28 protein-coding genes, 2 pseudogenes and 1 riboswitch are annotated in these 26830 nt (G+C 73.1%); of the genes and pseudogenes, 12 read left to right on the forward strand and 18 right to left on the reverse strand.

Annotated features, from left to right (window positions below; translation table 11 throughout):
- Window positions 1-268: 268 nt before the first annotated feature.
- Complete coding sequence (locus R4Z63_RS13805) at window positions 269-2350, forward strand: HelD family protein (protein ID WP_491522545.1); 2082 nt, start codon at window positions 269-271, stop codon at window positions 2348-2350.
- 148 nt (window positions 2351-2498) lie between these two features.
- Here the strand turns inward: R4Z63_RS13805 and R4Z63_RS13810 are convergent, their stop codons facing one another.
- On the reverse strand, window positions 2499-3206 hold the full coding sequence (locus R4Z63_RS13810; RefSeq protein WP_384447787.1) for a copper homeostasis protein CutC: 708 nt from the start codon (window positions 3204-3206) through the stop codon (window positions 2499-2501).
- A 109-nt stretch (window positions 3207-3315) separates the two neighbouring features.
- Here R4Z63_RS13810 and R4Z63_RS13815 point away from each other — a divergent pair, with 109 nt between their 5' ends.
- Entirely contained in the window at window positions 3316-3990 is a 675-nt protein-coding gene (locus R4Z63_RS13815; RefSeq protein WP_384447790.1) for an HD domain-containing protein, read from the forward strand.
- A gap of 75 nt (window positions 3991-4065) precedes the next feature.
- A complete protein-coding gene (locus R4Z63_RS13820) occupies window positions 4066-5280 on the forward strand; it encodes a Cmx/CmrA family chloramphenicol efflux MFS transporter (protein ID WP_384447895.1) in 1215 nt (404 codons plus the stop codon).
- Window positions 5281-5289: 9 nt separating this feature from the next.
- On the opposite strand, the gene R4Z63_RS13825 is transcribed toward R4Z63_RS13820, so the two are convergent.
- The 4 genes and pseudogenes from R4Z63_RS13825 to R4Z63_RS13840 form a co-directional block, all read right to left on the reverse strand.
- On the reverse strand, window positions 5290-5643 hold the full coding sequence (locus R4Z63_RS13825; RefSeq protein WP_384447793.1) for a hypothetical protein: 354 nt from the start codon (window positions 5641-5643) through the stop codon (window positions 5290-5292).
- A 133-nt stretch (window positions 5644-5776) separates the two neighbouring features.
- Window positions 5777-6682 (reverse strand): helix-turn-helix domain-containing protein, encoded by a 906-nt coding sequence (locus R4Z63_RS13830; protein ID WP_384447796.1) that lies wholly within the window; start codon window positions 6680-6682, stop codon window positions 5777-5779.
- A gap of 647 nt (window positions 6683-7329) precedes the next feature.
- Window positions 7330-7593: pseudogene (locus tag R4Z63_RS13835) on the reverse strand (DUF4031 domain-containing protein); the annotation flags it as partial.
- Window positions 7594-7600: 7 nt separating this feature from the next.
- A complete protein-coding gene (locus tag R4Z63_RS13840; RefSeq protein WP_031158194.1) occupies window positions 7601-7975 on the reverse strand; it encodes a DUF8819 family protein in 375 nt (124 codons plus the stop codon).
- 325 nt (window positions 7976-8300) lie between these two features.
- Between R4Z63_RS13840 and murQ the strand changes: the two genes are divergently transcribed.
- From murQ to R4Z63_RS13855, 3 genes are all read left to right on the forward strand, one after another.
- Entirely contained in the window at window positions 8301-9230 is a 930-nt protein-coding gene (gene murQ, locus R4Z63_RS13845; RefSeq protein WP_384447800.1) for an N-acetylmuramic acid 6-phosphate etherase, read from the forward strand.
- Between the two features lie 30 nt (window positions 9231-9260).
- Window positions 9261-10820: a PTS transporter subunit EIIC gene (locus R4Z63_RS13850; protein WP_384447803.1), complete on the forward strand. Its 1560-nt coding sequence runs from the start codon at window positions 9261-9263 to the stop codon at window positions 10818-10820.
- 142 nt (window positions 10821-10962) lie between these two features.
- Window positions 10963-11550 (forward strand): GNAT family N-acetyltransferase, encoded by a 588-nt coding sequence (locus R4Z63_RS13855; protein ID WP_384447806.1) that lies wholly within the window; start codon window positions 10963-10965, stop codon window positions 11548-11550.
- Window positions 11551-11595: 45 nt separating this feature from the next.
- Here R4Z63_RS13855 and R4Z63_RS13860 read toward each other — a convergent pair whose 3' ends face one another.
- The 4 genes and pseudogenes from R4Z63_RS13860 to R4Z63_RS13875 all read right to left on the reverse strand — a co-directional run bounded on the left by R4Z63_RS13860 (window position 11596) and on the right by R4Z63_RS13875 (window position 12718).
- On the reverse strand, window positions 11596-12009 hold the full coding sequence (locus R4Z63_RS13860) for a PIN domain nuclease (RefSeq protein WP_384447809.1): 414 nt from the start codon (window positions 12007-12009) through the stop codon (window positions 11596-11598).
- 147 nt (window positions 12010-12156) lie between these two features.
- Window positions 12157-12213 (reverse strand): annotated as a pseudogene (locus R4Z63_RS13865) (type II toxin-antitoxin system VapB family antitoxin); the annotation flags it as partial.
- A gap of 26 nt (window positions 12214-12239) precedes the next feature.
- Window positions 12240-12503: a hypothetical protein gene (locus R4Z63_RS13870; protein WP_384447812.1), complete on the reverse strand. Its 264-nt coding sequence runs from the start codon at window positions 12501-12503 to the stop codon at window positions 12240-12242.
- On the reverse strand, window positions 12500-12718 hold the full coding sequence (locus R4Z63_RS13875) for a hypothetical protein (RefSeq protein WP_030854634.1): 219 nt from the start codon (window positions 12716-12718) through the stop codon (window positions 12500-12502). The genes R4Z63_RS13870 and R4Z63_RS13875 overlap by 4 nt, the downstream gene beginning before the upstream one ends.
- A 271-nt stretch (window positions 12719-12989) precedes the next feature.
- Here R4Z63_RS13875 and R4Z63_RS13880 point away from each other — a divergent pair, with 271 nt between their 5' ends.
- Together R4Z63_RS13880 and R4Z63_RS13885 are read left to right on the forward strand one after the other, a co-directional pair.
- On the forward strand, window positions 12990-13379 hold the full coding sequence (locus tag R4Z63_RS13880) for a Scr1 family TA system antitoxin-like transcriptional regulator (protein WP_384447897.1): 390 nt from the start codon (window positions 12990-12992) through the stop codon (window positions 13377-13379).
- On the forward strand, window positions 13363-13617 hold the full coding sequence (locus tag R4Z63_RS13885; RefSeq protein ID WP_384447815.1) for a DUF397 domain-containing protein: 255 nt from the start codon (window positions 13363-13365) through the stop codon (window positions 13615-13617). Before R4Z63_RS13880 ends, R4Z63_RS13885 begins: the two co-directional genes overlap by 17 nt.
- Here the strand turns inward: R4Z63_RS13885 and R4Z63_RS13890 are convergent.
- Complete coding sequence (locus R4Z63_RS13890) at window positions 13604-15004, reverse strand: outer membrane protein assembly factor BamB family protein (RefSeq protein WP_384447818.1); 1401 nt, start codon at window positions 15002-15004, stop codon at window positions 13604-13606. The two genes, R4Z63_RS13885 and R4Z63_RS13890, sit on opposite strands and share 14 nt — an antisense overlap.
- Before the next feature lie 87 nt (window positions 15005-15091).
- On the reverse strand, window positions 15092-15235 hold the full coding sequence (locus tag R4Z63_RS13895; RefSeq protein WP_384447821.1) for a hypothetical protein: 144 nt from the start codon (window positions 15233-15235) through the stop codon (window positions 15092-15094).
- A 450-nt stretch (window positions 15236-15685) separates the two neighbouring features.
- Between R4Z63_RS13895 and R4Z63_RS13900 the strand changes: the two genes are divergently transcribed.
- Together R4Z63_RS13900 and R4Z63_RS13905 are read left to right on the forward strand one after the other, a co-directional pair.
- Window positions 15686-16039, forward strand: a complete 354-nt coding sequence (locus R4Z63_RS13900) for a protease inhibitor I9 family protein (protein ID WP_384447823.1) — start codon at window positions 15686-15688, stop codon at window positions 16037-16039.
- Between the two features lie 113 nt (window positions 16040-16152).
- On the forward strand, window positions 16153-17808 hold the full coding sequence (locus R4Z63_RS13905; protein ID WP_384447826.1) for a serine/threonine-protein kinase: 1656 nt from the start codon (window positions 16153-16155) through the stop codon (window positions 17806-17808).
- Between the two features lie 24 nt (window positions 17809-17832).
- Here R4Z63_RS13905 and R4Z63_RS13910 read toward each other — a convergent pair whose 3' ends face one another.
- From R4Z63_RS13910 to thrC, 7 genes are all read right to left on the reverse strand, one after another.
- Window positions 17833-18039 carry a DUF8839 family protein gene (locus R4Z63_RS13910; protein WP_037924742.1) on the reverse strand — a complete coding sequence of 69 codons (207 nt, stop codon included), beginning with the start codon at window positions 18037-18039 and terminating at the stop codon, window positions 17833-17835.
- A 161-nt stretch (window positions 18040-18200) separates the two neighbouring features.
- The gene (locus tag R4Z63_RS13915; RefSeq protein WP_037924740.1) at window positions 18201-18800 is read right to left on the reverse strand and encodes a phosphoribosylanthranilate isomerase; all 600 of its coding nucleotides are present in this window, start codon (window positions 18798-18800) and stop codon (window positions 18201-18203) included.
- 84 nt (window positions 18801-18884) lie between these two features.
- Complete coding sequence (locus R4Z63_RS13920) at window positions 18885-19448, reverse strand: hypothetical protein (RefSeq protein ID WP_384584685.1); 564 nt, start codon at window positions 19446-19448, stop codon at window positions 18885-18887.
- Window positions 19449-19820: 372 nt separating this feature from the next.
- On the reverse strand, window positions 19821-21440 hold the full coding sequence (gene groL / locus R4Z63_RS13925) for a chaperonin GroEL (protein WP_037924737.1): 1620 nt from the start codon (window positions 21438-21440) through the stop codon (window positions 19821-19823).
- Window positions 21441-21876: 436 nt separating this feature from the next.
- Window positions 21877-22083 (reverse strand): cold-shock protein, encoded by a 207-nt coding sequence (locus tag R4Z63_RS13930; protein ID WP_030009783.1) that lies wholly within the window; start codon window positions 22081-22083, stop codon window positions 21877-21879.
- A 385-nt stretch (window positions 22084-22468) separates the two neighbouring features.
- Window positions 22469-22747 (reverse strand): MoaD/ThiS family protein, encoded by a 279-nt coding sequence (locus R4Z63_RS13935; RefSeq protein ID WP_030854668.1) that lies wholly within the window; start codon window positions 22745-22747, stop codon window positions 22469-22471.
- A 37-nt stretch (window positions 22748-22784) separates the two neighbouring features.
- Window positions 22785-24083: a threonine synthase gene (gene thrC / locus R4Z63_RS13940; RefSeq protein WP_384447835.1), complete on the reverse strand. Its 1299-nt coding sequence runs from the start codon at window positions 24081-24083 to the stop codon at window positions 22785-22787.
- Window positions 24077-24234: riboswitch (SAM riboswitch) on the reverse strand. (Overlaps the previous gene by 7 nt.)
- 184 nt (window positions 24235-24418) lie before the next feature.
- Here thrC and R4Z63_RS13945 point away from each other — a divergent pair.
- Both R4Z63_RS13945 and R4Z63_RS13950 read left to right on the forward strand, forming a co-directional pair.
- Entirely contained in the window at window positions 24419-25396 is a 978-nt protein-coding gene (locus R4Z63_RS13945; protein WP_384447838.1) for a glucosyl-3-phosphoglycerate synthase, read from the forward strand.
- Window positions 25397-25443: 47 nt separating this feature from the next.
- The gene (locus R4Z63_RS13950; protein ID WP_384447841.1) at window positions 25444-26802 is read left to right on the forward strand and encodes an alpha,alpha-trehalose-phosphate synthase (UDP-forming); all 1359 of its coding nucleotides are present in this window, start codon (window positions 25444-25446) and stop codon (window positions 26800-26802) included.
- The last annotated feature ends 28 nt before the right edge of the window (window positions 26803-26830 follow it).

Below are 26830 nucleotides of genomic sequence, written 5' to 3' on the forward strand. Positions count from 1 at the left end.
GGGGCCCCATTCCAGGGCTCCCGGCCTCCTCCTCCCGGCGTACACCAGGCCCGGGCGGGTCTCCCGGAAGTCTGACACTCCCGGGTACGACACCCGTTCGGAGGTTCCGGCCGCGGCGGGCTTCCGGCCCGGTCAATGCGTTCGCGCGGGCGCGCCGCGCTGGCTAGAATCTCCGCTCTTGCCGCCTCCCACCGCCTCATCGGGGAGAGCCGCCTGCCGGCCGGAAACCGGGGGCATCTGTTCCGTACCAGCAGCTGGAGGCACTCCCGTGTCCGCGTACGCCCCCGAGACCAACCCCGACGACGCGGCCCCGCCCGCCGACCCGCTCGGCCGCGAACGGGCCCACCTCACCGCCTCGCGTTCCGCCCTGCGCGCCATGCGCGAGGACGTCGAGGCCCTCGACATCCGCGACGTCACCGCGAACTGGGTCAACGCGATCGTGCTCCAGGCCCAGATCGACGACCGCATCAAGGCCCTCGCCGACCTCGCCCACACCCCGCTCTTCTTCGGCCGCCTCGACTACCTCCACGCCCCCGGCGCCGACCTCGCCGAGGGCGCGGAGGGCGAGCAGTTCTACATCGGCCGCCGCCACGTCCACGACGCCGACGGCGACCCGATGGTCATCGACTGGCGCGCGCCCGTCTCCCAGCCGTTCTACCGGGCCTCCAAGAAGGACCCGCAGGACATCGGCCTGCGTCGCCGCTTCGGCTACACCGGCGGCGAGCTGACCGCGTACGAGGACGAGCACCTGTCCGACCCGGCCGAGGCGGCAGCCGTCAGCAAGCTGCTCCAGCAGGAGATCGAGCGCCCGCGCGTCGGCCCGATGCGGGACATCGTCGCCACGATCCAGCCCGAACAGGACGAGATCGTCCGCTCCGGCCTGTCCGGCTCCGTCTGCGTGCAGGGAGGCCCCGGCACCGGGAAGACGGCCGTCGGCCTGCACCGGGTGGCGTACCTGCTGTACGCGCACCGCGAGCGCCTCGCCCGCACCGGCACCCTCGTCATCGGGCCGAACCGTTCCTTCCTGCACTACATCGAGCAGGTCCTCCCGGCTCTGGGCGAGTTGGAGGTCAAGCAGGCCACCGTCGACGACCTGGTCGCCCGCGAGGGGCTGGAGGTCCGCGGCACCGATCCCGCCGAGACCGCCGTCGTCAAGGGCGACGCCCGCATGGCGGAGGTGCTGCGCCGCGCGGTGCGCTCGCACGTCGGCCGCCCGACCGAGCCCCTCGTAGTGGTCCGCGGCTCACGCCGCTGGCGGGTGCCGGCGTACGAGCTGGAGGAGATGGTCGAGGAACTGCAGAACCGCGACATCCGCTACGGCGCCGCCCGCGAGGCCCTCCCGCAGCGCATCGCGCACGCCGTCCTGGTGCGCATGGAGCAGGCGGGCGAGGCTCCGGACGACCGCGTCCAGGACGCGGTCGCCCGCAGCGCGGCCGTGAAGGCCGCCGTCAAGGAGGTCTGGCCGGCCGTCGAACCGGCGAAGCTGGTCCTGCGGCTGCTCTGCGACCCGGACTTCCTCGCCGAGCACGCGCAGGACGTCCTGACCGCGGACGAACAGAAGCTCCTGCTGTGGCCGAAGCCGTTCCGGAGCGTGAAGTCGGCGAAGTGGTCGGCGGCCGACCTGGTCCTCATCGACGAGGCGGCCGACCTGGTGGAACGCACCCATTCGCTGGGCCACGTCGTCCTCGACGAGGCGCAGGACCTCTCCCCCATGCAGTACCGGGCGGTGGGCCGGCGCTGCACGACCGGCTCGGCGACGGTCCTGGGCGACCTCGCGCAGGGCACCACGCCGTGGGCCACCCGCAGCTGGGACGAGGCCCTGACCCACCTGGGCAAGCCGCAGGCGGTGGTGGAGGAACTGACCGCCGGCTTCCGCGTGCCGCGCGAGGTGATCGCTTACGCCTCCCGCCTCCTGCCGTCGATCTCCCCGGGCCTGGCCCCGGTCTCCTCGGTCCGCGAGACCCCCGGCTCGCTCCGGGTGACCGCGGCGGACGACCTGACGGCGGCGGTGGTGGAAGCCTGTCGCGAGTCCCTGACCCACGAGGGCTCCATCGGCCTGATCGCGGCGGACGCCCGGATCCCCGCCCTGGCCGATGCCCTGCTCGCGGCAGACCTGCCGTACCTGTCCCCCGGCGAGGAGACGACCGCGCAGTCCCGCCTGACACTCGTCCCGGCGTCACTGGCGAAGGGCCTGGAGTACGACTACGTGGTCCTCGACGAGCCCGCGGCGATCGTCGACGGCGAACCGGACGAGCGGACCGGCCTGCGCCGCCTGTACGTCTGCCTCACCCGGGCCGTCTCGGGCCTGACGGCCCTCCACGCCTCACCCCTCCCGGCGGCCCTTGCCTGACCGCCGGCCCCGGGGCGCACGGGACGGGGCGCACGGGACGGGGCGCCGCCTCGGACCGCGCGCCGCAAGGGACGGCGAGGCCTCCTCGCCGCGGCCCGGGCCGCGGACCTGTGCCCCGCACCTGTGCCCCGCACCTGCGCCCCGCGTTTCAGGCGCCGGCGGGCCCGGATTCGTCCAGTACGGCCCGCCACTCGGCGACGGCCGCCGCCGAGACGGGGCCGCCCCAGCCGTCGGGACGTGCGGCACCGCCGATGTGGAAGGCGTCGATCCCGCCCGCCTGCAGCACCGGTAGGTGCGCGAGCGTGAGCCCGCCGCCGACCAGGATCCGCGGCCCGTACCCCGGCTCGCCGCCCCGCGCCGCCTCCGCGAGCAGCACCGGCAGCCCCTCGCCGACCCCGGCCGCGGCCCCCGCGGTCAGGTAGGTGTCCAGGCCCGGCAGGTCGGCCAGCGCCTTGCGCAGCTGGTCCCGGTCCGCCGCGCGGTCGATCGCCCGGTGGAAGGTCCACGCGCAGCCGCCCAGCTCCGCGACGACCGCCTCGACGGCGGCCAGGTCGGGGCTACCGTCCGCGTCCAGGAAGCCGAGCACGAACTCCCGCGCCCCCTCGGCCCGCAGCTGCCGCGCCGTCGCCGCCAGGACGGAGACGTCCCCCGCGGCGAAGCCGTCGGCCTTCCGGATCATCACGCGCAGTGGGATGTCCACCGCTGCCCGGATCGCCGCGAACGCCTCGCGCGCCGGGGTGAGGCCGTCGGCGGCCATGTCGGTGACCAGCTCAAGGCGGTCCGCCCCACCTGCCTGGGCCGCGACCGCGTCCTCCACGTCGAGGGCGATCACCTCCAGGAGCGCACGGTTGCTCATTCGATCCCATCCTTCGGAAGAACGCTCAAATAGGTCTAGTCCAATATCCAGGGTACGGGTCTCCGGCCGCGCTCCACCAGCGCAATCACGCCACCCCCACAATGTGCGCATGGACACAGGCATTCCGAGCACCGACACCACGGCCCTCCGCGCCCGCTGGCGGGCCACCGTCGCCCAGGCCGGCGCCCCTGCCGACCTCGATCCGACCCCCTACGCCGACCGCCTGCTCAGCGCGTGGGCGGAGCCGCAGCGCCGCTATCACACCACTGCGCACCTGGCCGCCGTACTCGCGCACATCGACATACTGGCGCCGCACGCCGCCGACCTCGCGGCCGTCCGGCTCGCCGCCTGGTTCCACGACGCCGTCTACCGCCCGGACCGCTCCGAGAACGAAGAGCGCAGCGCCGCCCTCGCCGAGCGCGCCCTCCCCGAGCTCGGCATCGACGCCGCGCGCACCGCCGAGGTGGCCCGCCTGGTCCGGCTCACCGTCACCCACGATCCCGCCCCCGGCGACACCGACGGCGAGGTGCTCTGCGACGCCGACCTGGCCGTCCTGGCCGGCAGCCCGCAGGCGTACGCCGCCTACGCCGCCGCCGTCCGCCACGAGTACGGCTTCGTCCCCGACGACGCCTTCCGCACCGGCCGGGCCGACGTCCTGCGCCAGCTCCTGGACCTGCCCCGGCTCTTCCGCACGCCCCACGGTGCGGCGCACTGGGAGGCGCCGGCCCGCGCGAACCTGGCCGCCGAGCTGGCCGCCCTGACCGCCGGGGGTTCACACGACTGACACACCGGGGGGGGAATTTGATCCCGTTCGCACGGGTTGGTGACAGTCATGCCCGCAGATGCCGCCCGCCCCCGCATGCCCGTCGCCGTCTACGTCCTGGGACTGTCCGTCTTCGCGCTCGGCACCAGCGAATTCATGCTCTCCGGTCTGCTGCCGCCGATTGCCGACGACATGGGCGTGAGCATCCCGCAGGCGGGTCTGCTCATATCCGCCTTCGCCATCGGCATGGTCGTCGGCGCGCCCCTGCTGGCCGTGGCCACCCTGCGCCTGCCCCGCCGCACCACCCTCATCGCCCTCATCAGCCTCTTCGGCCTCGGGCAGGTCGCAGGCGCGCTGGCCCCGTCCTACCAGCTCCTCTTCGCCTCCCGCGTGGTCGCGGCCCTCGCCTGCGCCGGCTTCTGGGCCGTCGGCGCGGCTGTCGCCATCGCCATGGTCGACAGGGACCAGCGGGCCCGCGCGATGGCCGTGATGATCGGCGGCCTGTCCATCGCCAACGTCCTCGGCGTCCCGGCCGGCGCCTTCCTCGGCGAGCACCTCGGCTGGCGCTCCGCGTTCTGGTCGGTCGGCGCGGCCTCAGCCGTCGCCCTCGCCGGCATCCTGGCGCTGGTCCCCCGCATCCCGCCGCCCACCGAGAAGCCCCGGCTCCGCCGCGAGCTGCGCATCTACGGCGACCGCCAGGTGTGGCTCGCCGTCGGCATCACCGCACTGGCCGCGGGCGGCGTCTTCTGCGCCTTCAGCTATCTGTCGCCGCTGCTCACGGACGTGGCCGGGCTGGACTCGAAGTGGGTCCCATGGATCCTCGCCCTGTTCGGGACCGGTGCGCTGGTCGGCACCACCATCGGCGGCCGGGTCGCCGATGCGCACTTGTTCGGCGTGATGATCTGGGGCATCACCGCGTCCACCGCCTTCCTGACGCTGCTCGCCCTGCTGGCGTCGGCCGCGGTGGCCGCGATCGCGCTGTCCTTCCTGCTCGGCGTGTCGGCCTTCTTCACCGCCCCGGCGCTCAACGCCCGCATGTTCAACGTGGCCGGCGCCGCCCCGACCCTGGCCGGGGCGACCACCACGGCCGCCTTCAACCTGGGCAACACCGGCGGCCCGTGGCTCGGCGGCACCGTCATCGACGCCGGCCTGGGCTTCTCCGCGACCGCCTGGGCGGGCGCCGCCATGACCGTGACCGCCATCGCCCTCACCGTCCTCGCCCTGCGCCTGGACCGCCGTACGCCGCCGCAAGCGACCCGCGTGGTCGCCGGGAGCGCCGCCGCCCCCGTCGAGGCCCCCGCCCACACCTGACGCAGGCCGCTACCCGTCGCCGAAGATCGCATCGGCCGAGGGCGCGGTCACCGCACGCCGCAGCCAGCGCCCCAGGGTCGCGACGTCACGGCAGCCGACGATGCGCTCGCGGGCCGCCCCCGAAACCTGCAGGCCCCGTTCCCCGAGAACGGCCAGCACGTCCTCGGCCGCACGCCGCGCCTCACCCTCGGCGCGGCCCTCGTCACGGAGTTCCTCGGAAAGGGGCGACGTGTAGAAAGAGAGGTCCACGGCCACCAGTTTCCTCCAGAGTGCTGCGGCTGGGTGCTTACCCATGCCTTGCGCGATGAATTCGATGATCGGGTTGGCGAGGGCTGCGGGGGTGTCCCGCAGGACGTTGGTCACCGCTTTGAGTATGGCCCCGATGTCGGGATGCGTGGCGTGGGTAATCGCGGACAGGGTGGCCAGCGCCAGGTCCCGGGTTCCGGGGCCGAACCTAGGGCGCGGTGCGTGCGGAACGGGACGATTCGGCGGCGGTTCACCCGGAGGGGTGAGCCCCGGGCGGTGCGGTCCGGCAGTCACGGCAGCGGCCGGGTTCGGCCGCGCGGAAGGCGTGGTCGCAGGCGTCGCAGTTCTGCAGGGGGTGTCTGACGACCAGGGGCGCGACCGGGGCGCGGAACGGCGGCACGGGCGGGAGCTGGGCGGCGAGCCGGTGGGCCAGGAGGGCGGCCGGGCGGTACAGGGGCTCTGACGGCAGGTCGGCCGTCAGGGCGTGGTGCACGGCGCTGGGCGGCAGGTCGCGCTCCAGCCAGGCCGCAACTCCGGGCGCGAGGTGCTCGACGTCCGTGGTGGAGAGCAACAGCCGGGGATCACCGCGGCGCAGTCCGGCCAGGACCTCGACGGCGGACCGGAGGAGATCGGGAGCCCGGTACGCGGGCTGCGGCACGGCGGGGAGGGCGCGGCGCGGCGGCTCGCCCTCCTGGCGGGCGGGGCGCCGGGCCCGCGGCTTCGGCTCCGGCTTCGGCCCGTCCGCGGCAGCGGCGGCGGACCGGCCCGGCTGGTTGCAGGAGACCGTGCGGGTGACGACGCGGCCGTTGCCGGTGCGTTCGCAGGTGCGGCGCAGATAGCCGTGGGCCTCCAGTTCGCGCAGGGCCGCGGCGATCCGGGTCTTGCCCTCGGGGAACCGGGCCGCGAGGGTCCTGATGTCGATGGGCGCACCGCCGGGCAGGGACTGGATGTGCACGGCCAGGCCGATGGCCAGCAGCGACAGCTCGGCATGCTGCGCGAGGTGGTTGCCGATCACTGTGAAGCGGCTGGTGTGGCGGGAGTTGTCGTGGATGACGCCGCCGGATCGGGTGTTCGCGCGGGTGCCCCGGGAAGGGTGGTTTTCCCGGCCGTTACGGGACTGCGCGTGCGGGCGCGCGCTAATGTTCTGGGTATCCATCGGGAAGGCTGTCTTCCTCGGTGGTCAGGCCCCCGCACTGGGATTCGCACTCCCGGCGGGGGCCGACGCATGTCAGCGGTGATGTGCTCTGTCGCGCTGAGCGTAGATCAGGCAACCCGCCCCAAAGCCAGCCGAGTTGGCCTTTTTCACTCAAGCGAGTGAGAGTGCGCCACGGGCGGGAGGACCGGGGATCGGTGGGGCACAGCGGGGTCCGGTGGGGCTTGGTGGGGTCCTTTCCCCGTGTTCCTTGGATTCCGGGACCGTCCCCGCCACCGGCGTCCCGGCGCACGGGCTCCGGTTCCGGTCACCGCCCGCCCCGGATCCCGGATTCCGGGACGGGAAGCTCGGCTCGGAACCCGGCCGGGCGCTCGCGGACGTGCGTGGGGCGATCCTCCCCGGGCCGACCCAACGCGGTGGCCGTCGGGCGGCTCGACGACGCGATCACCGGCGCGGTGCGCGGGGGCGACATCTCCCGAGGTGGGGCCGGCCTGCGGATCGACGGCGACGGGCTCGGCTCACCGGCGACCGCCACCGGGCGCCGCGCCGTCACCGGCACTCCCGCCCCGGCCCGGCGCCGCGCGTCCGCCGTCGGCCGCCGCGCTCCCCCGGTCGGCCCGGTCGGCCCGGTCGGCCTGCGCGGGCCGGGCAGCCGGGCGGCCCTTCGGACGGCGCAGACCGGCCGCGGTGAGGCGGCGGACGAGTTCCTTGCTGCCGATCTCGACGGCTCCCGCCCCGACCGCGTCGGCGTAGCGGTGCGAGGGCACGTCGTAGTGGTCCCGCTCGAAGGCCCGCGGCGGGCAGCCGATACCCGCCGCGAAGGCGTGCAACTCCTCGTAGGAGACGTCGCTGACCAGGTGGGACCACATGCGGCCGTGGCCCGGCCAGGTCGGCGGGTCGATGTAGACGGTCACCGGCGGCTCACCTGAGGCCGAGGACGGGACCGAGGCCGCCGACCGCGGCCACCCTCACACCCGCCTCCGAGCACACCCAGTGCGGGTCGGGTCCCAGCTCCGGCTCCACGTCCAGGGCGTGCGGATCGCCGTGGGTGCAGACCGGGCACAGCGGCCAGCGCCCGTACTTCTCCAGCAGCGAGTCCTGTACGTCCTGGGCGACGAGCCCCGGAAGGTAGTCGGCCCCCTCCGGCCACTGCTCCACCCACCAACGGCGGTGCGTGACCGAGTCCTCGACGAGGGAGACGACATCGGCATCGGCGACCTCACCTGCGGCGAGATCGGCGAGCACGAGTGCGCGGGCGACGTGCAGCGCCTGTTCCAGGGGGGTCGTATGGTCCATGCAGCCATTGTGGACCTGCCGGGTGCCGGCGAAGAAGGGCCTCCTGCCGTGGGCCCAATGGCGGATTGACCGCCACCCCGCCGGAAAATAGCTTTCGAGCGTGACGAGGGAGCCGAGAGGGACCTCCGCCGGGCCCCAGGCCCCGGGCCGCGAAGCCCCGGCCGTGCGGGCGCGCACCCGGCGGGCAGCCGGCTCCCGCGCGGGGCCCGCGTCCGCGCCGCCGTGTCCCACCCCGGTGCCCGCGCCCGAAACCGCCGCCCGCGCGCCCGGCGCCCCCGCACGGGCCGTCCCCACCGAACCGCCGAACCGCCCGGAGGCCACCGCCATGACCGCACACTCCGAGGTCCGTGCCCAGCTGGAGACACTGACCACCGAGGCCTTCCGTCCCGAACTCGCCGAAATCGACCGGCTGTCCACCCTCGACATCGCCCGCACCATGAACGCCGAGGACGCGACCGTCCCGGCCGCCGTCGCCGCACAGCTGCCGCGGATCGCCGCGGCCATCGACGCGATCGCCGAGCGGATGGCCCGCGGCGGCCGTCTCGTCTACGCCGGCGCCGGCACGGCCGGCCGGATGGGCGTCCTGGACGCCAGCGAGTGCCCGCCCACCTTCAACACCGACCCGGCCGACGTCGTCGGCCTGATCGCGGGCGGCCCCTCCGCCATGGTCAAGGCGGTCGAGGGCGCCGAGGACTCCCCGCAGCTGGCCGCCGACGACCTGGCCGGACTGCGCATCGGCCCCGACGACACCGTCATCGGCATCTCCGCCTCCGGCCGCACCCCGTACGCGATCGGCGCCGTCGAGGCCGCCCGCGCCCGCGGCGCGCTCACCGTCGGCCTCTCCTGCAACACCGGCTCCGCGCTCGCCGCCGCAGCCGACCACGGCATCGAAGTGGTCGTCGGCCCCGAGCTGCTCACCGGCTCCACCCGGCTCAAGGCGGGCACCGCGCAGAAACTCGTCCTCAACCTCATCTCGACCATCACCATGATCCGGCTGGGCAAGACCTACGGGAACCTCATGGTCGACATGCGCTCCTCCAACGAGAAGCTGCGCGCCCGCGCCCACCGCATCGTGGCCCTGGCCACCGGCGCGTCCGACGAGACGATCGAGGCCGCGCTCGCCGCCACCGGCGGCGAGGTCAAGAACGCCGTCCTCGTCGTCCTCGGCGAGGTCGACGGCCCCGCCGCCGCCGAACTTCTCGCCGCCTCCCACGGCCACCTCCGCGCGGCGCTCGCCCGTACCCGGACCCGCTGACCCCACCCCCTACGGCAAGGCGACCACCACATGCCCACTGAGCCCACCGAGCCCACCGAGCCCGCCGACAAGAACCGCGCCACGGCAGCCGCGATCCTGCCCCTCGTCGGCGGCCCGGACAACGTCACCTCGATCGCGCACTGCATGACCCGCCTGCGCATCGCGTTGCGCGACCGCTCCCTCGTCCGGGACGAGGCCCTCCGGGCCCTCCCGGCGGTCCTCGGGGTGGTCGAGGACGACACCTACCAGATCGTCCTCGGCCCGGGAGCCGTCGCCCGCGTCACCCCGGAGTTCGAGGCCCTGGTCGAGCAGGGCCCCTCGGCGGCGCCCCCAGCCCCGGCCGATCCCCACCCGGTCACCGCGGGCGAGCTGGCCGCCCGGGGAGCGGCCCTGAAGGAGGCCAGGAAGGCGCGCAACGCCACCCCCGTCAAGCTGATGCTCCGCCGGATCGCGAACATCTTCGTGCCGCTGATCCCGGCCCTCATCGGCTGCGGAATCATCGCCGGACTCAACGGCCTCCTCATGAACCTGGGTTGGCTGCCCGGCGTGGTCCCCGCGCTCACCGCCCTGGCGTCCGGCTTCATGTCGCTGATCGCGGTGTTCGTCGGATACAACACCGCCAAGGAGTTCGGCGGCACCCCGATCCTGGGCGGCGCGGTCGCCGCCGTCATCGTCTTCCCCGGCGTCGCGAAGATCACCGCCTTCGGCACGGAGCTCAGGCCCGGCCAAGGCGGCGTCCTGGGCGCGCTCGCCGCCGCCCTGCTCGCCGTGTACGTCGAGAAGCGCTGTCGGCGGCTGGTTCCCGAGACCCTGGACGTCCTGGTCACCCCCACCCTCACCGTCCTCGTCGCCGGCCTGGCCACCCTCTTCGGCCTGATGTTCCTCGCCGGTGAGGCGTCCGCCGCCATCGGCACCTTCGCCGACCGGCTGCTCTCGGCCGGCGGCGCGTTCGCGGGGCTGGTGCTGGGCGGGCTGTTCCTCCCGCTCGTGATGCTCGGCCTGCACCAGGCCCTGATCCCGATCCACACCACGCTCATCGAGCAGTCCGGCCACACCGTCCTACTGCCGATCCTCGCCATGGCGGGTGCGGGCCAGGTCGGCGCGGCCCTCGCGGTCCACTGCCGGCTCCCCCGCAACGGCTCGCTGCGCGCCACCATCAGGTCGGCCCTCCCCGCGGGCTTCCTGGGCGTCGGCGAACCGCTGATCTACGGTGTCTCCCTGCCGCTCGGGCGACCTTTCGTCACCGCCTGCGTCGGCGGCGCGGCCGGCGGCGCCTTCGTCGGCCTCTTCAGCCAGCTGGGCATCGCCTTCGGGTCCACCGCCATCGGCCCCTCCGGCTGGGCGCTCTTCCCGCTGCTGGACGGTTCCGCGAACCCGGTCGTCACGGTCGCGATCTACGCGGGCGGCCTGCTGACCGGCTACGTCGTGGGCTTCGCCGCCACCTACTTCTTCGGCCTCACCGGCCGGATGCTGGCCGACCTGAACACCGACCCGGACCCGACCCCGGCCTCCCCGGCCCCGACCGGCCCGGCCACCCCCGCCGACCCCGCCGCCCCGGCGACGGCCCCCGCCCTGGCCAAGCCCCAGTAGTGCGGCGACCGCCGAGACCTGCCGCGTCGCGGTCACCACACCGGCCACTGGCGGGCGGAGCGCGCCCCGGCCGCCCCGCCCCTCTTCGCAGCCGCGTTCTGCTACGGCTGCGTTTCCGGGAGGCAGCGGGGATGATCGGACGATGATCGACTCCATACCTCCCGTGGTCCCCGCCGGGCGCCTGCGCGACCTCGCCCAGCCGGAGCTCGCCCTGCCCGGCGGGATGCTGCTGCGCCCCTGGACCCCGCACGACGCCCCCACGCTCGTCGCGGCCCACGGCGACCCGGACATCCGGCACTGGAACCGCCCGAGCCGGCTGGACCTGGCCGGGGCCGAGGCCCGGATCGCCCTGTGGCACGAGCGCTGGCAGGCGGAGAAGGCCGGGACCTGGGCGATCGCCCCCGAAGGCGGCCGGGCCGTCGGCCTGATCGGCCTGGCCGACATCGACCTGGCGGGCGGCAGCGGCGAGATCCTCTACTGGCTGCTGCCCGCCGGGCGGGGATCCGGCGCCACGGTGCGGGCCGCCGACCGGCTGGCCCGCTGGGCCTTCGAGGACCTCGGCCTGCACCGCGTGCGCATCACCCACTCCGTGGCCAACCCGGCCTCCTGCGCCGTCGCGACGAAGGCCGGTTTCCCCCTGGAAGGCACCCTGCGCGGCGCCCTCCTCCACGCGGACGGCTGGCACGACCAGCACCTCCACGCCCGCCTGAGCACGGACACCGCCCCGTAGCACCCGTAGCCCGGGGCCGCGCCCGGCCCCGGCCCCGGCCCCGGGCTACGGGACGGACCCCTGTTCCACCACCCACTCCACGGGCTGGCCCGTCACCTTGGCGATGCCGTCGTAGTCGGCGTCGTGGCGGAGGACCACCACCCCATGGCGCTCTGCTGTCGCAGCGATCAACAGGTCGGCGAGCGACGCACGCAGGCGATCACCACTCTGGGCGAGAAGACCCTGCACCTCGATGGCACGTTCGCCGATCTCGTCGGTGAGCGGAAGCCAGTCGAAGCCTCGGCGTACGGATCGGCCGCGTGCGTGATCCTTCGCGTTGCGCGGGCTGTACAGAGTCCCGAGGGCCACACTGGTGCGCGTCACGAGAAGGCCCCGCTCCAGAAGCGGTATCAGCCGATGCCGGACCGCCGGCAGATGCATCCGGGCCCACGCACCCTCGTCGACCAGGTACTTGGTCACGGCCACGCACCCCGCGTCACGTCCGGGTCGCGCAGGTCGTCGAAGACGCCTTCATCCATCAGCTCCACGAAGCGCCGCCGCCGGGCGGCGGCCACGAACTCGGCCAACGCCCCCGTTGATCGTCGCTCGCTTCGTCGTCGTGCCCAGGATCTCCGCCGCTTCAGCAAGGAGTGCGTCATCCAGGTCCACCATGGCGCGCGACATGGGAGCCTCCAGGCATACGAGTCTGATCAATCTGTAGGCCGTCCCACCGCCGGGCGGGCCGGGTCGTCAGCCGACCGGTCGGCGTGCGGCCCCCGGTCGGCCGCTCCGAGCAGCCCGCGCCCGTCCCGCGGCGCAGGCTCCGGCGGCCCGCCCTTCCAGCCGGCGTCGGTGAAGTCCTTCTCCAGCCAGCACAGCTTCCAGGCCAACTCGAACTCCCAGCTCACCGCCACCTCGAAGAAGCCCTCCAGGGCGGCTTCGCACCACTCCCGATCCCGGTCGCGCTCGCTCACGGATGGGCCCGCTCGTGGAGCACGGCGGCCAGCCGGAGCGCGGTGTCCAGGTTGCAGCGGCCCAGGTCGACCAGCGGGAGCCCGTACGTACCGGCCGCCGAGACACGTTCCACGCCCAGGGAGGGAAAGACGACGCCGACCCCGTCGAGGGCCTCCTTCAGTTCCCGCACGGCCTCCTCGGCCGCCTGGATCCGTTCCGTGGGCGTGAGCACCATGTACTGCGCCTTTCTACGCTGAGTGGTCTGGTTCTGCACACAGCGTGGCGACGGGCTGGCTAGCCTTTCAAGGAAGCACCGAGAACAACCCCACCTGTTGGCCCGGGAGTTGCCATGGCAGGCAAGAACCTCGATCCCTCCTCCTCACCCCGCGCCCTGCTCGGCGCCGAACTGCGCGTGGCGCGCGAGCGGGCCGGGATGAGTCAGGCCGAGTCGGGCGAAGTCCGTCATCGACGAGCTCGTCGAAAACCGCCTTGCGCGTGCCGCGCTGCTGCGTGATCCAACCACCCCACTGTTGTGGTGCGTCCTCGACGAGACGGTTCTCCGACGAGTCGGAGAGAACAAGGCGGTGCTTGGCGAGGCCTTGCGGCACGTTGCGGGCCTGATCCGGTCGCACAGGATCATCGTGCAGGTGCTCCCGTTCAGGGCTGGCCCGCACGCCGCCATGGAGGGCTCTCTGAAGCTGATGTCCTTCGAGGAAGCGCCCGCTCTCGCCTACGTTCAAGGCATCGGCATGGGCCAGTTGTTCGATGATCCAGCCACGGTCACGCACCATGCCCTGACCTACGATCTACTCACGGCCAGCGCGCTGTCACCACGCAAGTCACTGGCCCTGATCGAGTCGGTGGCGGAGGATTACGAACATGATCAGTACGCCTGAGTACGACCTTTCGGCGGCCACCTGGCACAAGTCGAGCTACAGCGGCGGAAGCGGTGGCGACTGCCTGGAGATGGCCACCTGGCGGAAGTCCACCCACAGCGCCGGGGACGGCGGCAACTGCGTCGAGGTCGCCGACGGGCAGCACGACCTCGTGCCCGTCCGGGACTCGAAGGTGCCGGACGGCCCTCACCTCACCTTCAACGGCCCCGCCTGGAAGGCGTTCATCACCAGCCTGTGACCCGCTTCAGGGCCACGTACGACGGCAGTTCGCCCCCCGGGTCCAGGTTCACGAAGGTGTAGCCCTCGACGCCCGTCGGGTAGATCTCGAACCGGCGGCCCAGCGGGACGTCCCGCAGGATCGTGGGCCGGGCCCCGGTCCGGCCCGTGGCGCCGTCCAGGTGCCACAGGTGGGTCCGCGCGGCGGTCGACGTCACCACGTCGACCCCGCCCGGGGCGCGGCCCTGCGCAAGGCCGAGGACCGTCGCCCCGTCGAGCCCGGCGTGCCACACGCGGCTGCCGTCCAGCAGGGAGTACGCCGAAACCCCCGGGACCCGGCCCTTCACCGGGAGCACCAGCAGTCCGCCGCTGACCAGCGGGCCCGGTTCCGCGAGGAGGTCCTCCCCGGGGCCCACCACGGGCACGGCACCGCGCTCGCGCCCGGCGTCGTCGAACAGCCGTACCGCGTCCCCCGCGCGCAGCGCGATCGGGCGCGCCGACAGCAGCCGCAGCTCCGCCGCCGGGCCGGCCCGCAGCGGGGTCTGCCAGGCCGACGTGCCGGTCCGGGCGTCCAGGGACGTCAGCCGTGCCGTGCCGGCGGCCGGGCAGTCCTCGACGTACAGGACCCGGTCGGCGGCGCCGTCGAGCGCGCGGGCCCGGCAGCCCGCCGGTACCGGTGTCCGCCAGCGTTCCCCGCCGCCGCGCAGGTCCAGGCCGAGGAGGGCGCCGTCCGCCACGACGACGGCCGTGGTGTCCACGACCGCCACGGGCGGTGCGTCCCCGGCGGCGGGCGGGGCCGCCGGAAGGTCCTTGGACCACAGCTCTTCCTGCTGCCGCAGGTCCACGGCCGAGACCCGGGTGCCGCAGCCGCCCGGGGTCCGCGCGGCCGCGACGAGTCCGACGTCGTGCGCGGTGGTCCGGCTCAGGGCACAGAAGACCGTGCCCTCCGGGGCCGCGCGCCCGCCGGCCCGGCGACCTTCGCCGTTGAAGAGGACCAGTCGGTCCGTGCGGGCGCGTACGAACCCCGCCGAGGGGAGCTCCCAGGCGCCGACGGGGCGCGCCGACTCCGGGTTCTCCGACTGCCACCAGGTCCATGCGTACGCCTGCGGTCCGCGCATCCACACGTACCCCTGCCAGGCCGGCCACAGCGCGGCCAACGCAACGGCCGCCGCCAGCCAGCGGACCGCCGCGCCCCGGGAGCCGCCGCGCCCGCGCGCCAGCAGCACGTACCCGAGGACCCCCAGGGCCGGGGTGACGAGGAGCAGCAGACCGCGGCCGCGGGACCAGTCGACGAAGGCCAGATGCCCCAGCAGGAGCAGGTACAGGACGGTCACGGCGGCGACGGCCGTGCCGGCGACGAACAGGGCGCGCGGCATCCAACGCGCGCCCTGGCGTGTGCTGTTGTTCATGATCCCCCCGGCCGCGAGCCTAACCGGCCGCGCCGCCGGGGGCAGTCAGCGGGTCCCGGTCAGCGCGGACCGGTCAGTGCTGACCGGTCACAGGCCGCCGGTGAAGAGCAGCTTGTCGGGGCCGTTGTCACTGAGGTTCTGGATGACGTCCTCGGTGGCCTCGTTCCTCAGGAAGTTCGCCACCTCGGCCGGGCGGGCGTTGGGGTGCGCCGCCTTGTAGAGGGCGGCCACGCCGGTGACGTGCGGCGCCGGCCGCCACCGGGGGGACGGCGAGCAGGGCGGCGGTGGCGAGGCGAGCGAGCAGGCGCATGAAACGGGCTCCCTTGCGGGGTGTGGGGTGGAAGCGGCATGGGTGAGCCGCGCCCGCGGCGTCGAACACCTCCGCGGGAGCGGCCACTCCATGCATCGGGCGGTGGTCCGGCGCGGCTTGAACCGCTGCCCCCACCCGGCCGATCGGCCCGCCGGACCGTCACCACGGCGCGTGGACCGGTTGCAGAAAGGGTTGACCGCTGCTGCCGCCGGGTCCTCGGTCGAGGCCGGTGCGTCCGACGGCCGGACCGCCGAGATCACCCGTACGGTCCGCCGCCACCCCAGGGGGCGCACGGCCGGTGCGCCGGCCGTGCGCCCGCCACACCCCCGGGCTTCGTTGACCGGCACCGCGGCCCGTGATGGCCTCGCCCCATGCGCATCCTCCTGAGCCGAGCGGGCCGAGCCCTGCACGTGGCCGCGGCCGCCGCCGCGCTGGCCGCCGCCACCGCCCTGCCCGTGGCCGCGGCTGCCGCCGCGCCGGCCGGGCCCGTGGCCCGTGCGGCCCCCGCCGACGAAGCCCCGTACATCGTCACCGTGCGCCAAGACGTCGATCCGGCGGCGGTGGCCCGGATGGTCGGGGCCTCCCCCGACCACGTCTACCGCACCGCGCTGCGCGGCTTCGCCGCCCGGCTCAACCCCGGCCAGGTCGCCGCCCTGCGCGGCTTTCCGGGGGTGGAGTCCGTCTGGGAGGACGGCGGCGTGTCCCCGTCCGGCGCGGCCGGCTGACCGGAAGGCGGCCGCGGCGGACGGCTCCCCGGCACCCTCGCGCACCCGCCCGGCGCTTAGGGTTGCGTGGATCAACCCACCGGTTGGTCACCGGGGGGGGCGGGGGGAGACCGATGAACAGTGCGACCGATGTGTTCCAGCCGCTGCGGGCCGACGATCCGCAGACCGTCGGCGGCTACCGGCTCGCCGCGCGGCTCGGGTCGGGCGGCATGGGCCGTGTCTACCTGTCGCACACCCGGGGCGGCCGCCCCGTCGCGATCAAGGTGGTCCATCCCGATCTGGCCGAGGACCCGACCTTCCGGCGGCGCTTCCGCCGGGAGGTGGAGGCCGCCCGGCGGGTCCGGGGTGCGTACACCGCCGAGCTGATCGACGCCGACCCCGGGGCGACACCGCCCTGGCTGGCCACCGTGTACGTGCCCGGTCCCTCCCTGTCGGAGGCCGTCGCCCGGCGCGGGCCGCTGCCGGACGCCGCGGTGGTGTGGCTGATGGCGGGCGTGGCCGAAGCCCTCGTGGCCGTCCACGGTGCAGGCATCGTGCACCGGGATCTGAAGCCGTCGAACGTGCTGCTGGCCGCCGACGGGCCCCGGGTCATCGACTTCGGGATCTCGCAGGCCTCCGGCCTGACGGCCACCGCCACGGGAAGCACCATCGGCACACCCCAGTACATGGCCCCCGAGCAGGGGCTGGCGGGCGAGACCACACCGGCCACCGACGTCTTCGCGCTGGGGCAGACCGCGGCGTTCGCGGCGCTGGGCAAACCGTTGTACGGGGACGGGCCGTCCATGACCGTGCTGTTCCGGATCGTGCACTCGAAGCCCGACCTGACCGGACTGCCGGAGCCGCTGCGTCCGCTGTTCGCGCTGTGCCTGGCCACCGAACCGGAGGAGCGGGCCACCCCGGCGGAGATCCTGGCCTGGTGCCGCGCGTATCTGGGCGAGGAGGCCGCGGGCGGCGGCCCGGCCGTCTGGCGGGAGGTGGCCGGCCTGGACGAGGAGATACCGACACCGGTCCCACGGCCCGCCGCGGCAGGCGCCACCCCGGGCGGAACGGCCCCGGGGGGCTCGGCTTCGGGAGGCACCGGACACGCGACGGCGGCCCCGGCGGGAGCCGTCCCGCCCTCATCCGCGGCGACGCCGGCCGCGGTGGCCGTGCCGACAACGGGGGGCACCGGGCTCAAGCGGCGGCGAACCGCGCGGGTCGCCGCCGTGGCGGCGGTGACGGGTGCGCTGACCCTGGGAGGCCTGGGCTGGAAGCTCATGGACGTGACGGACCGGGCGGCCGAACCCGAGGCGGCCGCGGCCAGGTCGTCCGGCCCGACGCTGCCGACCGGGGCCGCCGCCCCCACGCCCACTCCGACGCCGAGCGCGTCCCAGCCGCCCAGGCCGATCCCCTATCCGGGGCTGGAGCTGAACGAGAAGAACTCGATCAGCTTCGACGAACCCGTCCAGCACGAGGACGGCGACCGCACGGGCGACATCCGCATGAAGTGCGGGCTGGCCAGCGGCTGCACGATGGAGAGCGACACGAGCGTGTTCTCCATGCCCCGGAAAGCGGGCACCGGAAACCTCGAAACCTGCCGCGAGGAGCTGGAGTTCGCCCGGCAGAACAGTCTGACGCTGCACGTCATGGCGGCCGGCAGCGAGGTCTGCGTCAAACACCCCTCGGGTGACATCGCGCTGTTCGTCATCGGCATCAAGTCGGCCCCGGGCCTGTCGAAGGACCCCAGCTGGATCAGGGCCGACATGACGGTCTGGCGCGCGGCCTCCTGACGCGCGGCCTCCTGACGAGGGGCCTCACGCCGCCTTCCGCGGCGCCTCCCCGTCCGCGTCCCCGTCCGCGTCCGCATCGAGTGACACGACGAGGAAGGCGTCCCGGTCGAGGTCCATGACGACGGTCACCCGCAGGCCGCGCTCCCGGCAGCGGGCCGCGCACTCCTCGGCGGGCCGGCTGCCGTAGGGATCACCGGCGGGAAAGACGTCGAGCACCTGCGTACGGCGCACCGCTGCCACCTCCTGAACGACGGATCGTCCTCACCGCCCGGGTGCCCCGTCCGCCGCATCCCATGCGCCGCGGCACAGAGGGAGATGGCAACACCCGGTGGTGTTGCCACCGCCGGTGCGCGCACGACCCGGGGCGCCGGCCGCGATCCGCCGGACAGGCCCTAACCGCGGGCTGCCCCGACGAAGGCCCGGATCAGGTCCGGCGACTTCACTCCGCGTTCCCGCTCCACCCCGCTGGAGACGTCCACGCCCCACGCCCCGGTGGCCGCGAGCGCCTCGCGCACGTTGCCCGGGTTCAGCCCGCCGGCCAGCAGCCAGCGCCCCTCGGGCGCGGTGAAGTCCGCCGAGCCCCAGTTCCACGGCTTGCCGGAGCCCGGATCGGGGGCGTCGAGCAGCAGCAGGTCCTCGCCGTACTCACCGCAGCGCTGCACGCGCCCCGCGGTGGCCCGCAGCAGGACGCGGCCCTCGGCGCGCAGTGCCGCGAAGTCCTCGGGGCCCTCCTCGCCGTGCAGCTGCACGCCCCGTACGCCGCTCTCCGCGGCGAAGCGGCGCACCTCCTCGACGGACTGGCCGCGGAACACCCCGACAGTCAGCACCGTGTCCGGCACCCGGGCCGCCAGCTCGCGCGCGGTGGCGGCGTCGACCGTACGGGGACTGCCGGGTGCGAACACGAAGCCGACGGCGTCGGCCCCGGCCGCCACCGCGGCGTCGACGTCCGGCGCGGTCCTGAGCCCGCAGATCTTGACGAAGAGGTCAGCCATGCTCCCAGCCTATGCGTCCCCGGGGGGCCGGGGCCGGGCCCGCCCGCATGCCGAACGGCTCCGGCCGGATCACCCGCCCGCCCCTCAGCGCCCCACCTGAACGGGACCGAGCACCGCCCCGCCGACGAGGGCCGCGAGATGGGCGGCGCCCACCTCGTCGGCGGACCGGAAGTGCACGTAGAGCGTGTGCCGCCCGTCGGGATGCGCCTCGTTGAGGTCCAGCTCCACCCGCTGGTTCGTCGGGTCGGCGCACGCGGACGGTATTCCGGGCACCTCCGGCCAGGCCCCCCGCCACAGCATCGTGGCCGCCCCGCCGCGCAACACCCGCAGGAACTTCGCTTCCACCGGGCCGGGAGCCGCGTACGCGTCGACCGTCAACGGCAGCGCCGCGGCCAGTTCCCGGTCGTCGCCCGGCAGTTCGGCACCCAGGTACCAGGTGTCCGCCGCCGCCCAGTAGTCCGACGGATCGAACATGCCGGCCGGCAGCAGCGCCGCCATCCCCCGGGCCTCGGCGACGGTCTCCGTCCGCGCGCACAGCCACATCTCCGGGTCGAGCGGCCTCATCCGCGCGCACAGCAGCCGGGCCCGGCGGTGGGCCTCCCCGAGGTCATCGGTCCGGAACACGGGATAGGCCCGCGAACTCCCCACCCCGTCCTCATCCCTGCCCGTCGCGCCGGGGCGGCGGTGCCGACGGGCGGCGCACCTTCGCGTACGTCCCGGCGGGATCGGCGGTGTGCGGCACGGGATGTGTGACGGAGTTCCCCATGGCCGTACGTTCACACGCTCCCACCCACCCCGGCCAGCGGTTTTAGCCACCCGGTCGAAGGGGAGCGCCCCCAGGGCCGGGCGGGGCCCGCGCCCGCACGACGGTGTCCTTCGGCGAGCCGCTGCGCATCCCCGCGCCGTTCGACCTCACGCTCGACACCACGTCCCGACTGTCCCGGCCGGGAACGCCCGAGGGCGGCACCCCCGTCGGGGTGCCGCCCTCGTTCGAGAACAGCCGATCGACCAGCAGGCCGATCAGAAGTCCATGTCACCGCCCGGCATGCCGGCCGGAGCGGCAGCGGCCTTCTCCGGCTTGTCGGCGATGACGGCCTCGGTGGTCAGGAACAGCGCGGCGATCGACGCGGCGTTCTGCAGCGCGGAGCGCGTGACCTTCGCCGGGTCGATGATGCCCTCGGCGATCATGTCGACGTACTCGCCGGACGCGGCGTTCAGGCCGTGACCGATCGGAAGGTTGCGCACCTTCTCGACGACGACGCCACCCTCAAGACCACCGTTGACGGCGATCTGCTTCAGCGGGGCCTCCAGGGCGAGCTTCACGGCGTTGGCGCCGGTCGCCTCGTCACCATCGAGCTCCAGCTTCTCGAAGACCGCGGAGGCCTGCAGCAGGGCCACGCCACCACCGGCGACGATGCCCTCCTCGACGGCCGCCTTCGCGTTGCGAACGGCGTCCTCGATGCGGTGCTTGCGCTCCTTGAGCTCGACCTCGGTCGCGGCACCGGCCTTGATGACGGCCACGCCGCCGGCCAGCTTCGCGAGGCGCTCCTGGAGCTTCTCGCGGTCGTAGTCCGAGTCGGAGTTCTCGATCTCGGCGCGGATCTGGTTCACACGACCGGCGACCTGGTCGCTGTCACCGGCACCGTCGACGATGGTGGTCTCGTCCTTGGTGATGACGACCTTGCGGGCGCGGCCGAGCAGGTCGAGACCGGCGTTCTCCAGCTTGAGGCCGACCTCCTCGGAGATGACCGTGCCGCCCGTGAGGATGGCGATGTCACCGAGCATGGCCTTGCGGCGGTCGCCGAAGCCCGGGGCCTTGACGGCGACGGACTTGAAGGTGCCGCGGATCTTGTTGACGACCAGGGTCGACAGGGCCTCGCCCTCGACGTCCTCGGCGATGATCAGCAGCGGCTTGCCGGACTGCATGACCTTCTCCAGGAGCGGCAGCAGGTCCTTGACCGAGCCGATCTTGGAGTTGACGATCAGGATGTACGGGTCGTCGAGAGCCGACTCCATACGCTCCATGTCGGTGGCGAAGTACGCCGAGATGTAGCCCTTGTCGAAGCGCATGCCCTCGGTGAGCTCCAGCTCCAGACCGAAGGTCTGGGACTCCTCGACGGTGATGACGCCTTCCTTGCCGACCTTGTCCATGGCCTCGGCGATGAGCTCGCCGATCTGGGTGTCGGCGGCGGAGATGGAGGCCGTGGAGGCGATCTGCTCCTTGGTCTCGACATCCTTGGCCTGGGCGAGCAGGGCGGCGGAGACGGCCTCGACGGCCTTCTCGATACCACGCTTGAGGGCCATCGGGTTGGCGCCGGCGGCCACGTTGCGCAGGCCCTCGCGGACGAGCGCCTGGGCCAGGACGGTGGCGGTGGTCGTGCCGTCGCCGGCGACGTCGTCCGTCTTCTTGGCGACTTCCTTGACCAGCTCGGCGCCGATCTTCTCGTACGGGTCCTCGAGCTCGATCTCCTTGGCGATGGAAACACCATCGTTGGTGATCGTGGGGGCGCCCCACTTCTTCTCAAGGACGACGTTGCGACCCTTGGGGCCAAGGGTGACCTTGACGGCGTCGGCGAGCTGGTTCATCCCACGCTCGAGGCCGCGGCGGGCCTCCTCGTCGAACGCAATGATCTTGGCCATCTGAAGTGGTCCTCCCGGACAGCGGTGGATTGCTCCCAGGACCGCGCCCGCGCCCGCGACGGACGGCCTGCATGCCCGGCGGTTCCTTCCCACCGGACCCTGCGGGCCTCACCGACCCGGTCCTCGTTTCAGTAGCACTCTCACTCGTAGAGTGCTAACGCCAATGATTAGCACTCGACCCCCGAGAGTGCAAGCGGCTTCGAAGAAGCCTCGGCGCGGGGTGGCGGTCGGGTGACGGGCGGGCGCAAGCGGCTTCGAAGAAGCCTCGATGCGGGGGTGGCGGTCGAGTGACAGGCGGGCGCAAGCGGCCCCGGGGAGAACACGGGCACACGGGGGACACGCGAGGGGCCCACATCCCGGACACGGGATGTGGGCCCCTCGTAGGTCTTCCGGGTCTTCGACGGAAGACCGAGCGTCGGTGGTCGATGCTCCGGGACTAGCCGAGCGCGAGCTTGACCATGTCCGCCTGCGGACCCTTCTGGCCCTGCGAGATCTCGAACTCGACCCGCTGACCCTCTTCAAGGGTGCGGTACCCGTCCATCTGGATGGCGCTGTAGTGGACGAACACATCCGCACCACCGTCGACCGCGATGAAGCCGTAGCCCTTCTCCGCGTTGAACCACTTGACGGTGCCCTGAGCCATGCCTAACTCCCCTATTACTGGCCCTTGCGCGGGAACGCACTTCGCGTTCCCGGGTCAGAACTTGCGTCGGAACGCGTCGACCGAGGCTGAATGTATCTGCGCGAGTGCTGTCTGCAACAGGTCAATCCGACGAGAAATCTGGACACCGAGAAACATTGAAATAGAGTGAAAATTTGGCATCTTCCAGGGCAACTCGGGCCAGACATATCTCGCCAAAGCCCCATACCGCGCCCGCACATTGACCCGATGTCGACCCTCACGCGACCCGTTCATATGCAGCGGGCAAGTCCAGCGGAGGGGACTTCCCCAACTCTACCGTGCCCAATCAAACAGAATTACCCCCTCCGCTTTTAGCGGAGGGGGTAATTTCGGTTTGTCGGGAGGGTCAGCAGCCGCCCGCGACGGCCGGGATGATCGACACACCGGCGCCGTCCGGCGTCACCGCCGCCAGACCGCCCTCGAAGCGCACGTCGTCGTCGTTGACGTAGACGTTCACGAAGCGTCGGAGCTTGCCCTGGTCGTCCAGGACGCGCGCGGCGATGCCCGGGTGGTTCTTCTCCAGGGACTCGATGACCTCGGCGAGGGTCGCGCCCTCGGCCGGGACCTCGGCCTGACCGCCGGTGTAGGTGCGCAGGATGGTGGGGATGCGGACGTTGACGCTCATGGCGCTACTGCCTTTCCGGTAGTACGAGGGAGGGTGGTCAGGCCAGGCCGGCGGCGCGGAACGCGTCCAGGCTGGGGCGGATGGTGGCGGTCTGCCCGCTGTCCGCGGCCACCGCCTCCAGGGTCTTGAGGCCGTCGCCGGTGTTGAGGACAACGGTGGTCAGCGCCGGGTCCAGCTGCCCGTTCTCGATGAGCTTCTTCGTCACGCCGACGGTCACGCCGCCCGCGGTCTCGGCGAAGATGCCCTCGGTCTGCGCGAGGATCTTGATGGCCTCGACGACCTGCTCGTCGGTCACGTCCTCCACGAAGCCGCCGGTGCGGCGCGCGATGTCCAGGACGTACGGGCCGTCGGCCGGGTTGCCGATCGCGAGGGACTTGGCGATGGTGTTCGGCTTCTGCGGGCGGACCACGTCGTGACCGGCCTTGAAGGCGGTCGAGACCGGGGAGCAGCCCTCGGCCTGAGCGCCGAAGATCTTGTACGGCTTGTCCTCGACGAGGCCCAGCCTGACGAGCTCCTGCAGCCCCTTGTCGATCTTCGTCAGCTGCGAGCCGGACGCGATCGGGATGACGATCTGGTCGGGCAGCTGCCAGCCGAGCTGCTCGCAGATCTCATACGCCAGGGTCTTGGAGCCCTCGCCGTAGTACGGGCGGAGGTTGACGTTGACGAAGCCCCAGCCCTCGCCCAGCGGGTCGCCGATGAGCTCGGAGCAGAAGCGGTTGACGTCGTCGTAGTTGCCCTCGATGCCGACCAGGTCGCCGCCGTACACACCGGCCATGACGACCTTGCCCTGCTCCAGGTCGTGCGGGATGAACACGCAGGAGCGGAAGCCGGCCCGGGCGGCCGCGGCGCCGACGGCGCCGGCCAGGTTGCCGGTGGAAGAACACGACAGGGTGGTGAAGCCGAAGGCGCGGGCGGCCTCGACGGCGATGGCCACGACGCGGTCCTTGAAGGAGTGCGTCGGGTTGCCGGAGTCGTCCTTGACGTACAGCTTGCCGGTGACGCCCAACTCCTTGGCCAGGTTGGCCGCGTCGACCAGCTTGGTGAAGCCGGGGTTCAGGCTGGGCTTGGAGGCCACGTCGGCGGGGACGGGCAGCAGCGGCGCGTAGCGCCAGATGTTGTTCGGGCCGGCCTCGATCGCGGCGCGCAGGGCCTCGGGGTCGCCGGTCGGCAGCGCGTAGGCGACTTCCAGAGGTCCGAAGCACTCGGCGCACGCGAAGATGGGACCGAGTGCGAAGCGGGTACCGCACTCACGACAGGAAAGGCCGGTGGCAGGTCCGAGATCGACAGAGGTGGCGACAGTCTGTGCAGCCATGATGGCGAGGCCCTTTCTCCTCATCTTCCCCATGGCGCATTTCGCCATGAGACGGAATTGGCACCTTCCCTAGCCGGGGACCTCGCTGACGAGCGCTGACGCGCGATCGCGAGAACCGACTGGAGGGTTGCCGGGGCTTCAACGGGCCGTATCCCTCTGCCCCTCTGGATGAGCGGTATGGCACCGGCACACGCGCTCTGTGGCGCGCCGGTGCGTTTGTCCGCGGGGACCCCGGCATGCGGTGGTCCTTCGCGTTGTTCAAGACTGTAACCGAAGGGGCGGGCGGTTGAGACAGCCGTCCGAACCGCGAGATGGATCACAAAACGGCTGATAACACCGACACGCAGGGAGTGCTGAGAGTGCTGGAAGAGGTGGAGCGCTGGCTGGCCGACCGCTCCTGGTCCGCCGCCGACCGACCGCTCGACCAGTTGCTCGACCTCAAACGGGCGGCCGGGACCACGGTCAGCGTGGTGCTACCCGCGCTGGACGAGGAGGCGACGGTCGGCGCGATCGTCGAGGCCATCCGGCGTGAGCTGATCGAGGGACTGCCGTTCCCGCTCGTCGACGAACTGGTCGTGGTCGACTCCGGCTCGGCCGACCGGACCGCCGAGGTCGCGGCGAAGGCCGGCGCCCGGGTGGTGCACCGCGACGAGATCCTGCCGAGGATCCCGGCACTGCCCGGCAAGGGCGAGGTGCTGTGGCGCTCGCTGCTGGCCACCAGCGGGGACGTCGTCTGCTTCGTGGACGCCGACCTGCGGGAGTTCTCGGCCACCTTCGTCTCCGGAATCGTCGGCCCGCTGCTGACCGACCCCGGCGTGCAGTTCGTCAAGGCGATGTACGACCGCCCGTTCGGCACGGAGTGCGACGGGCCCGCCGCCGGCAGGGCACCGGGCCAGGGCGGGCGGGTCACCGAGCTGGTCGCCCGCCCGCTGCTGAACCTCCACTGGCCGCAGCTGGCCGGCTTCGTCCAGCCGCTGGGCGGCGAGTACGCCGTGCGGCGCTCGCTGCTGGAGCGCCTTCCCTTCCCCGTCGGCTACGGCGTCGAGCTGGGGCTGCTGGTCGACGCACTGCACACGGTCGGGCTGGACGCGCTGGCCCAGGTGGACGTCGGCGTACGACTCCACCGCCATCAGGACGGACAGGCGCTGGGCAGGATGGCCGCGGCGATCTACCGCACGGCCCAGGTGCGGCTCTCCCGCGGCCACCTCGTACGGCCGGAGCTGACGCAGTTCGAGCGGCGGCCGGAGGGCTTCGTACCCCGCACGTACGCGGTGGACACCGAGGAGCGGCCGCCGATGGTGGGCGTGAAGGAGTACGGCCGGCGCCACGTGGCGTGACCGTGTCCATACGTTTGAGCGAGCGCGGGCCGGGCTAGGTTCGGCGCATGGCTTCTCAGGTACTCGTCGCGGCCAACCGCGGCCCGCTCTCCTACGCCCTCTCCGACGACGGCACGCTCAGCGCCCGGCGCGGCGGGGGCGGACTCGTCTCCGGTCTCTCGGCGGCCCTCGCGGAGCAGCCGGGGGCGCTGTGGATCTGCGCGGCGTTGTCGGAGCCGGACCGGGAGGCGGTCCGCCGGGGGGTCGCCGAGTCAGGCGTCCGGATGCTGGACATCGATCCCACGGTGTACGACGACGCGTACAACGGCATCGCGAATTCGGTGCTGTGGTTCACCCACCACCACCTCTACGACGTGCCGCGCGAACCGGTCTTCGACGCGGAGTTCCGCCGCCGCTGGGGTGGTTACGTCGCGTACAACGAGGCCTTCGCGCGCGCCCTCGCCGAGGAGGCGGCGCAGGGGGCCCGCGTGCTGGTCCAGGACTACCACCTGGCGCTGGTGCCGGGCCGGTTGCGGGAACTGCGACCGGATCTGCGGATCGCGCACTTCACGCACACGCCGTGGGCCTCGCGGGAGTTCCTGGACATGCTCCCGGCCGACGTCAGGGAGGAGCTGGTGCGGGGGATGCTCGGTGCGGACGTCGTCGGTTTCCACACCCGGGTCTGGGCCGACGCCTTCGCGGACGCCGCGCACGCGGACGCCGAGCGGCGGGTGGCCGTCTTCCCGCTGGGCGTGGACGCGGACGAGCTGCGGGCGCTGGCGCACCGGCCGGAGGTGGACGCGAAGCTGGCGGAGCTGCGGGCGGAGGTCGCGGGACGCAGGACCATCGCCCGGGTGGACCGGACCGAGCTGTCGAAGAACATCCTGCGGGGCCTGCTGGCCTACCGGGAGCTGCTGACGGTCCGCCCCGAATGGCGCGGCCGGGTGGTGCACCTGGCCTCGGCGTACCCGTCGCGGCAGGACCTCAGGGTGTACCGGGACTACACGACGGCCGTCTCGGAGCTGGCGGCGGAGATCAACACGGAGTTCGGTACGGAGGACTGGCAGCCGGTGCTGGTGTCGGTGAAGGACGACTTCGCGCGGTCGCTGGCGGTCTACCGGATGGCGGACGTGGCGCTGGTGAACCCGGTGCGGGACGGCATGAACCTGGTGGCGAAGGAGATCCCGGTGGTGTCGGAGGCGGGGTGCGCGGTGGTGCTGTCCACGGGCGCGGGGGCCTACGAGGAGCTCCGCGAGGACGCGCTGACGGTGAACCCGTACGACGTGTCGGCGACGGCGGAGGCGCTGCACGCGGCGCTGTCCCTGCCGGACGCGGAGCGTGCGGAGCGCACCGAGCGCCTGGCCTCCGCCGCGACGGCCCTCCCCCCGTCGGCCTGGTTCAAGGCTCAGCTCGCGGCCTTGGACTGATCCGCGCCCGGCGGACGGCGGACGGGCC

Source organism: Streptomyces sp. PL-29 (assembly GCF_058344425.1).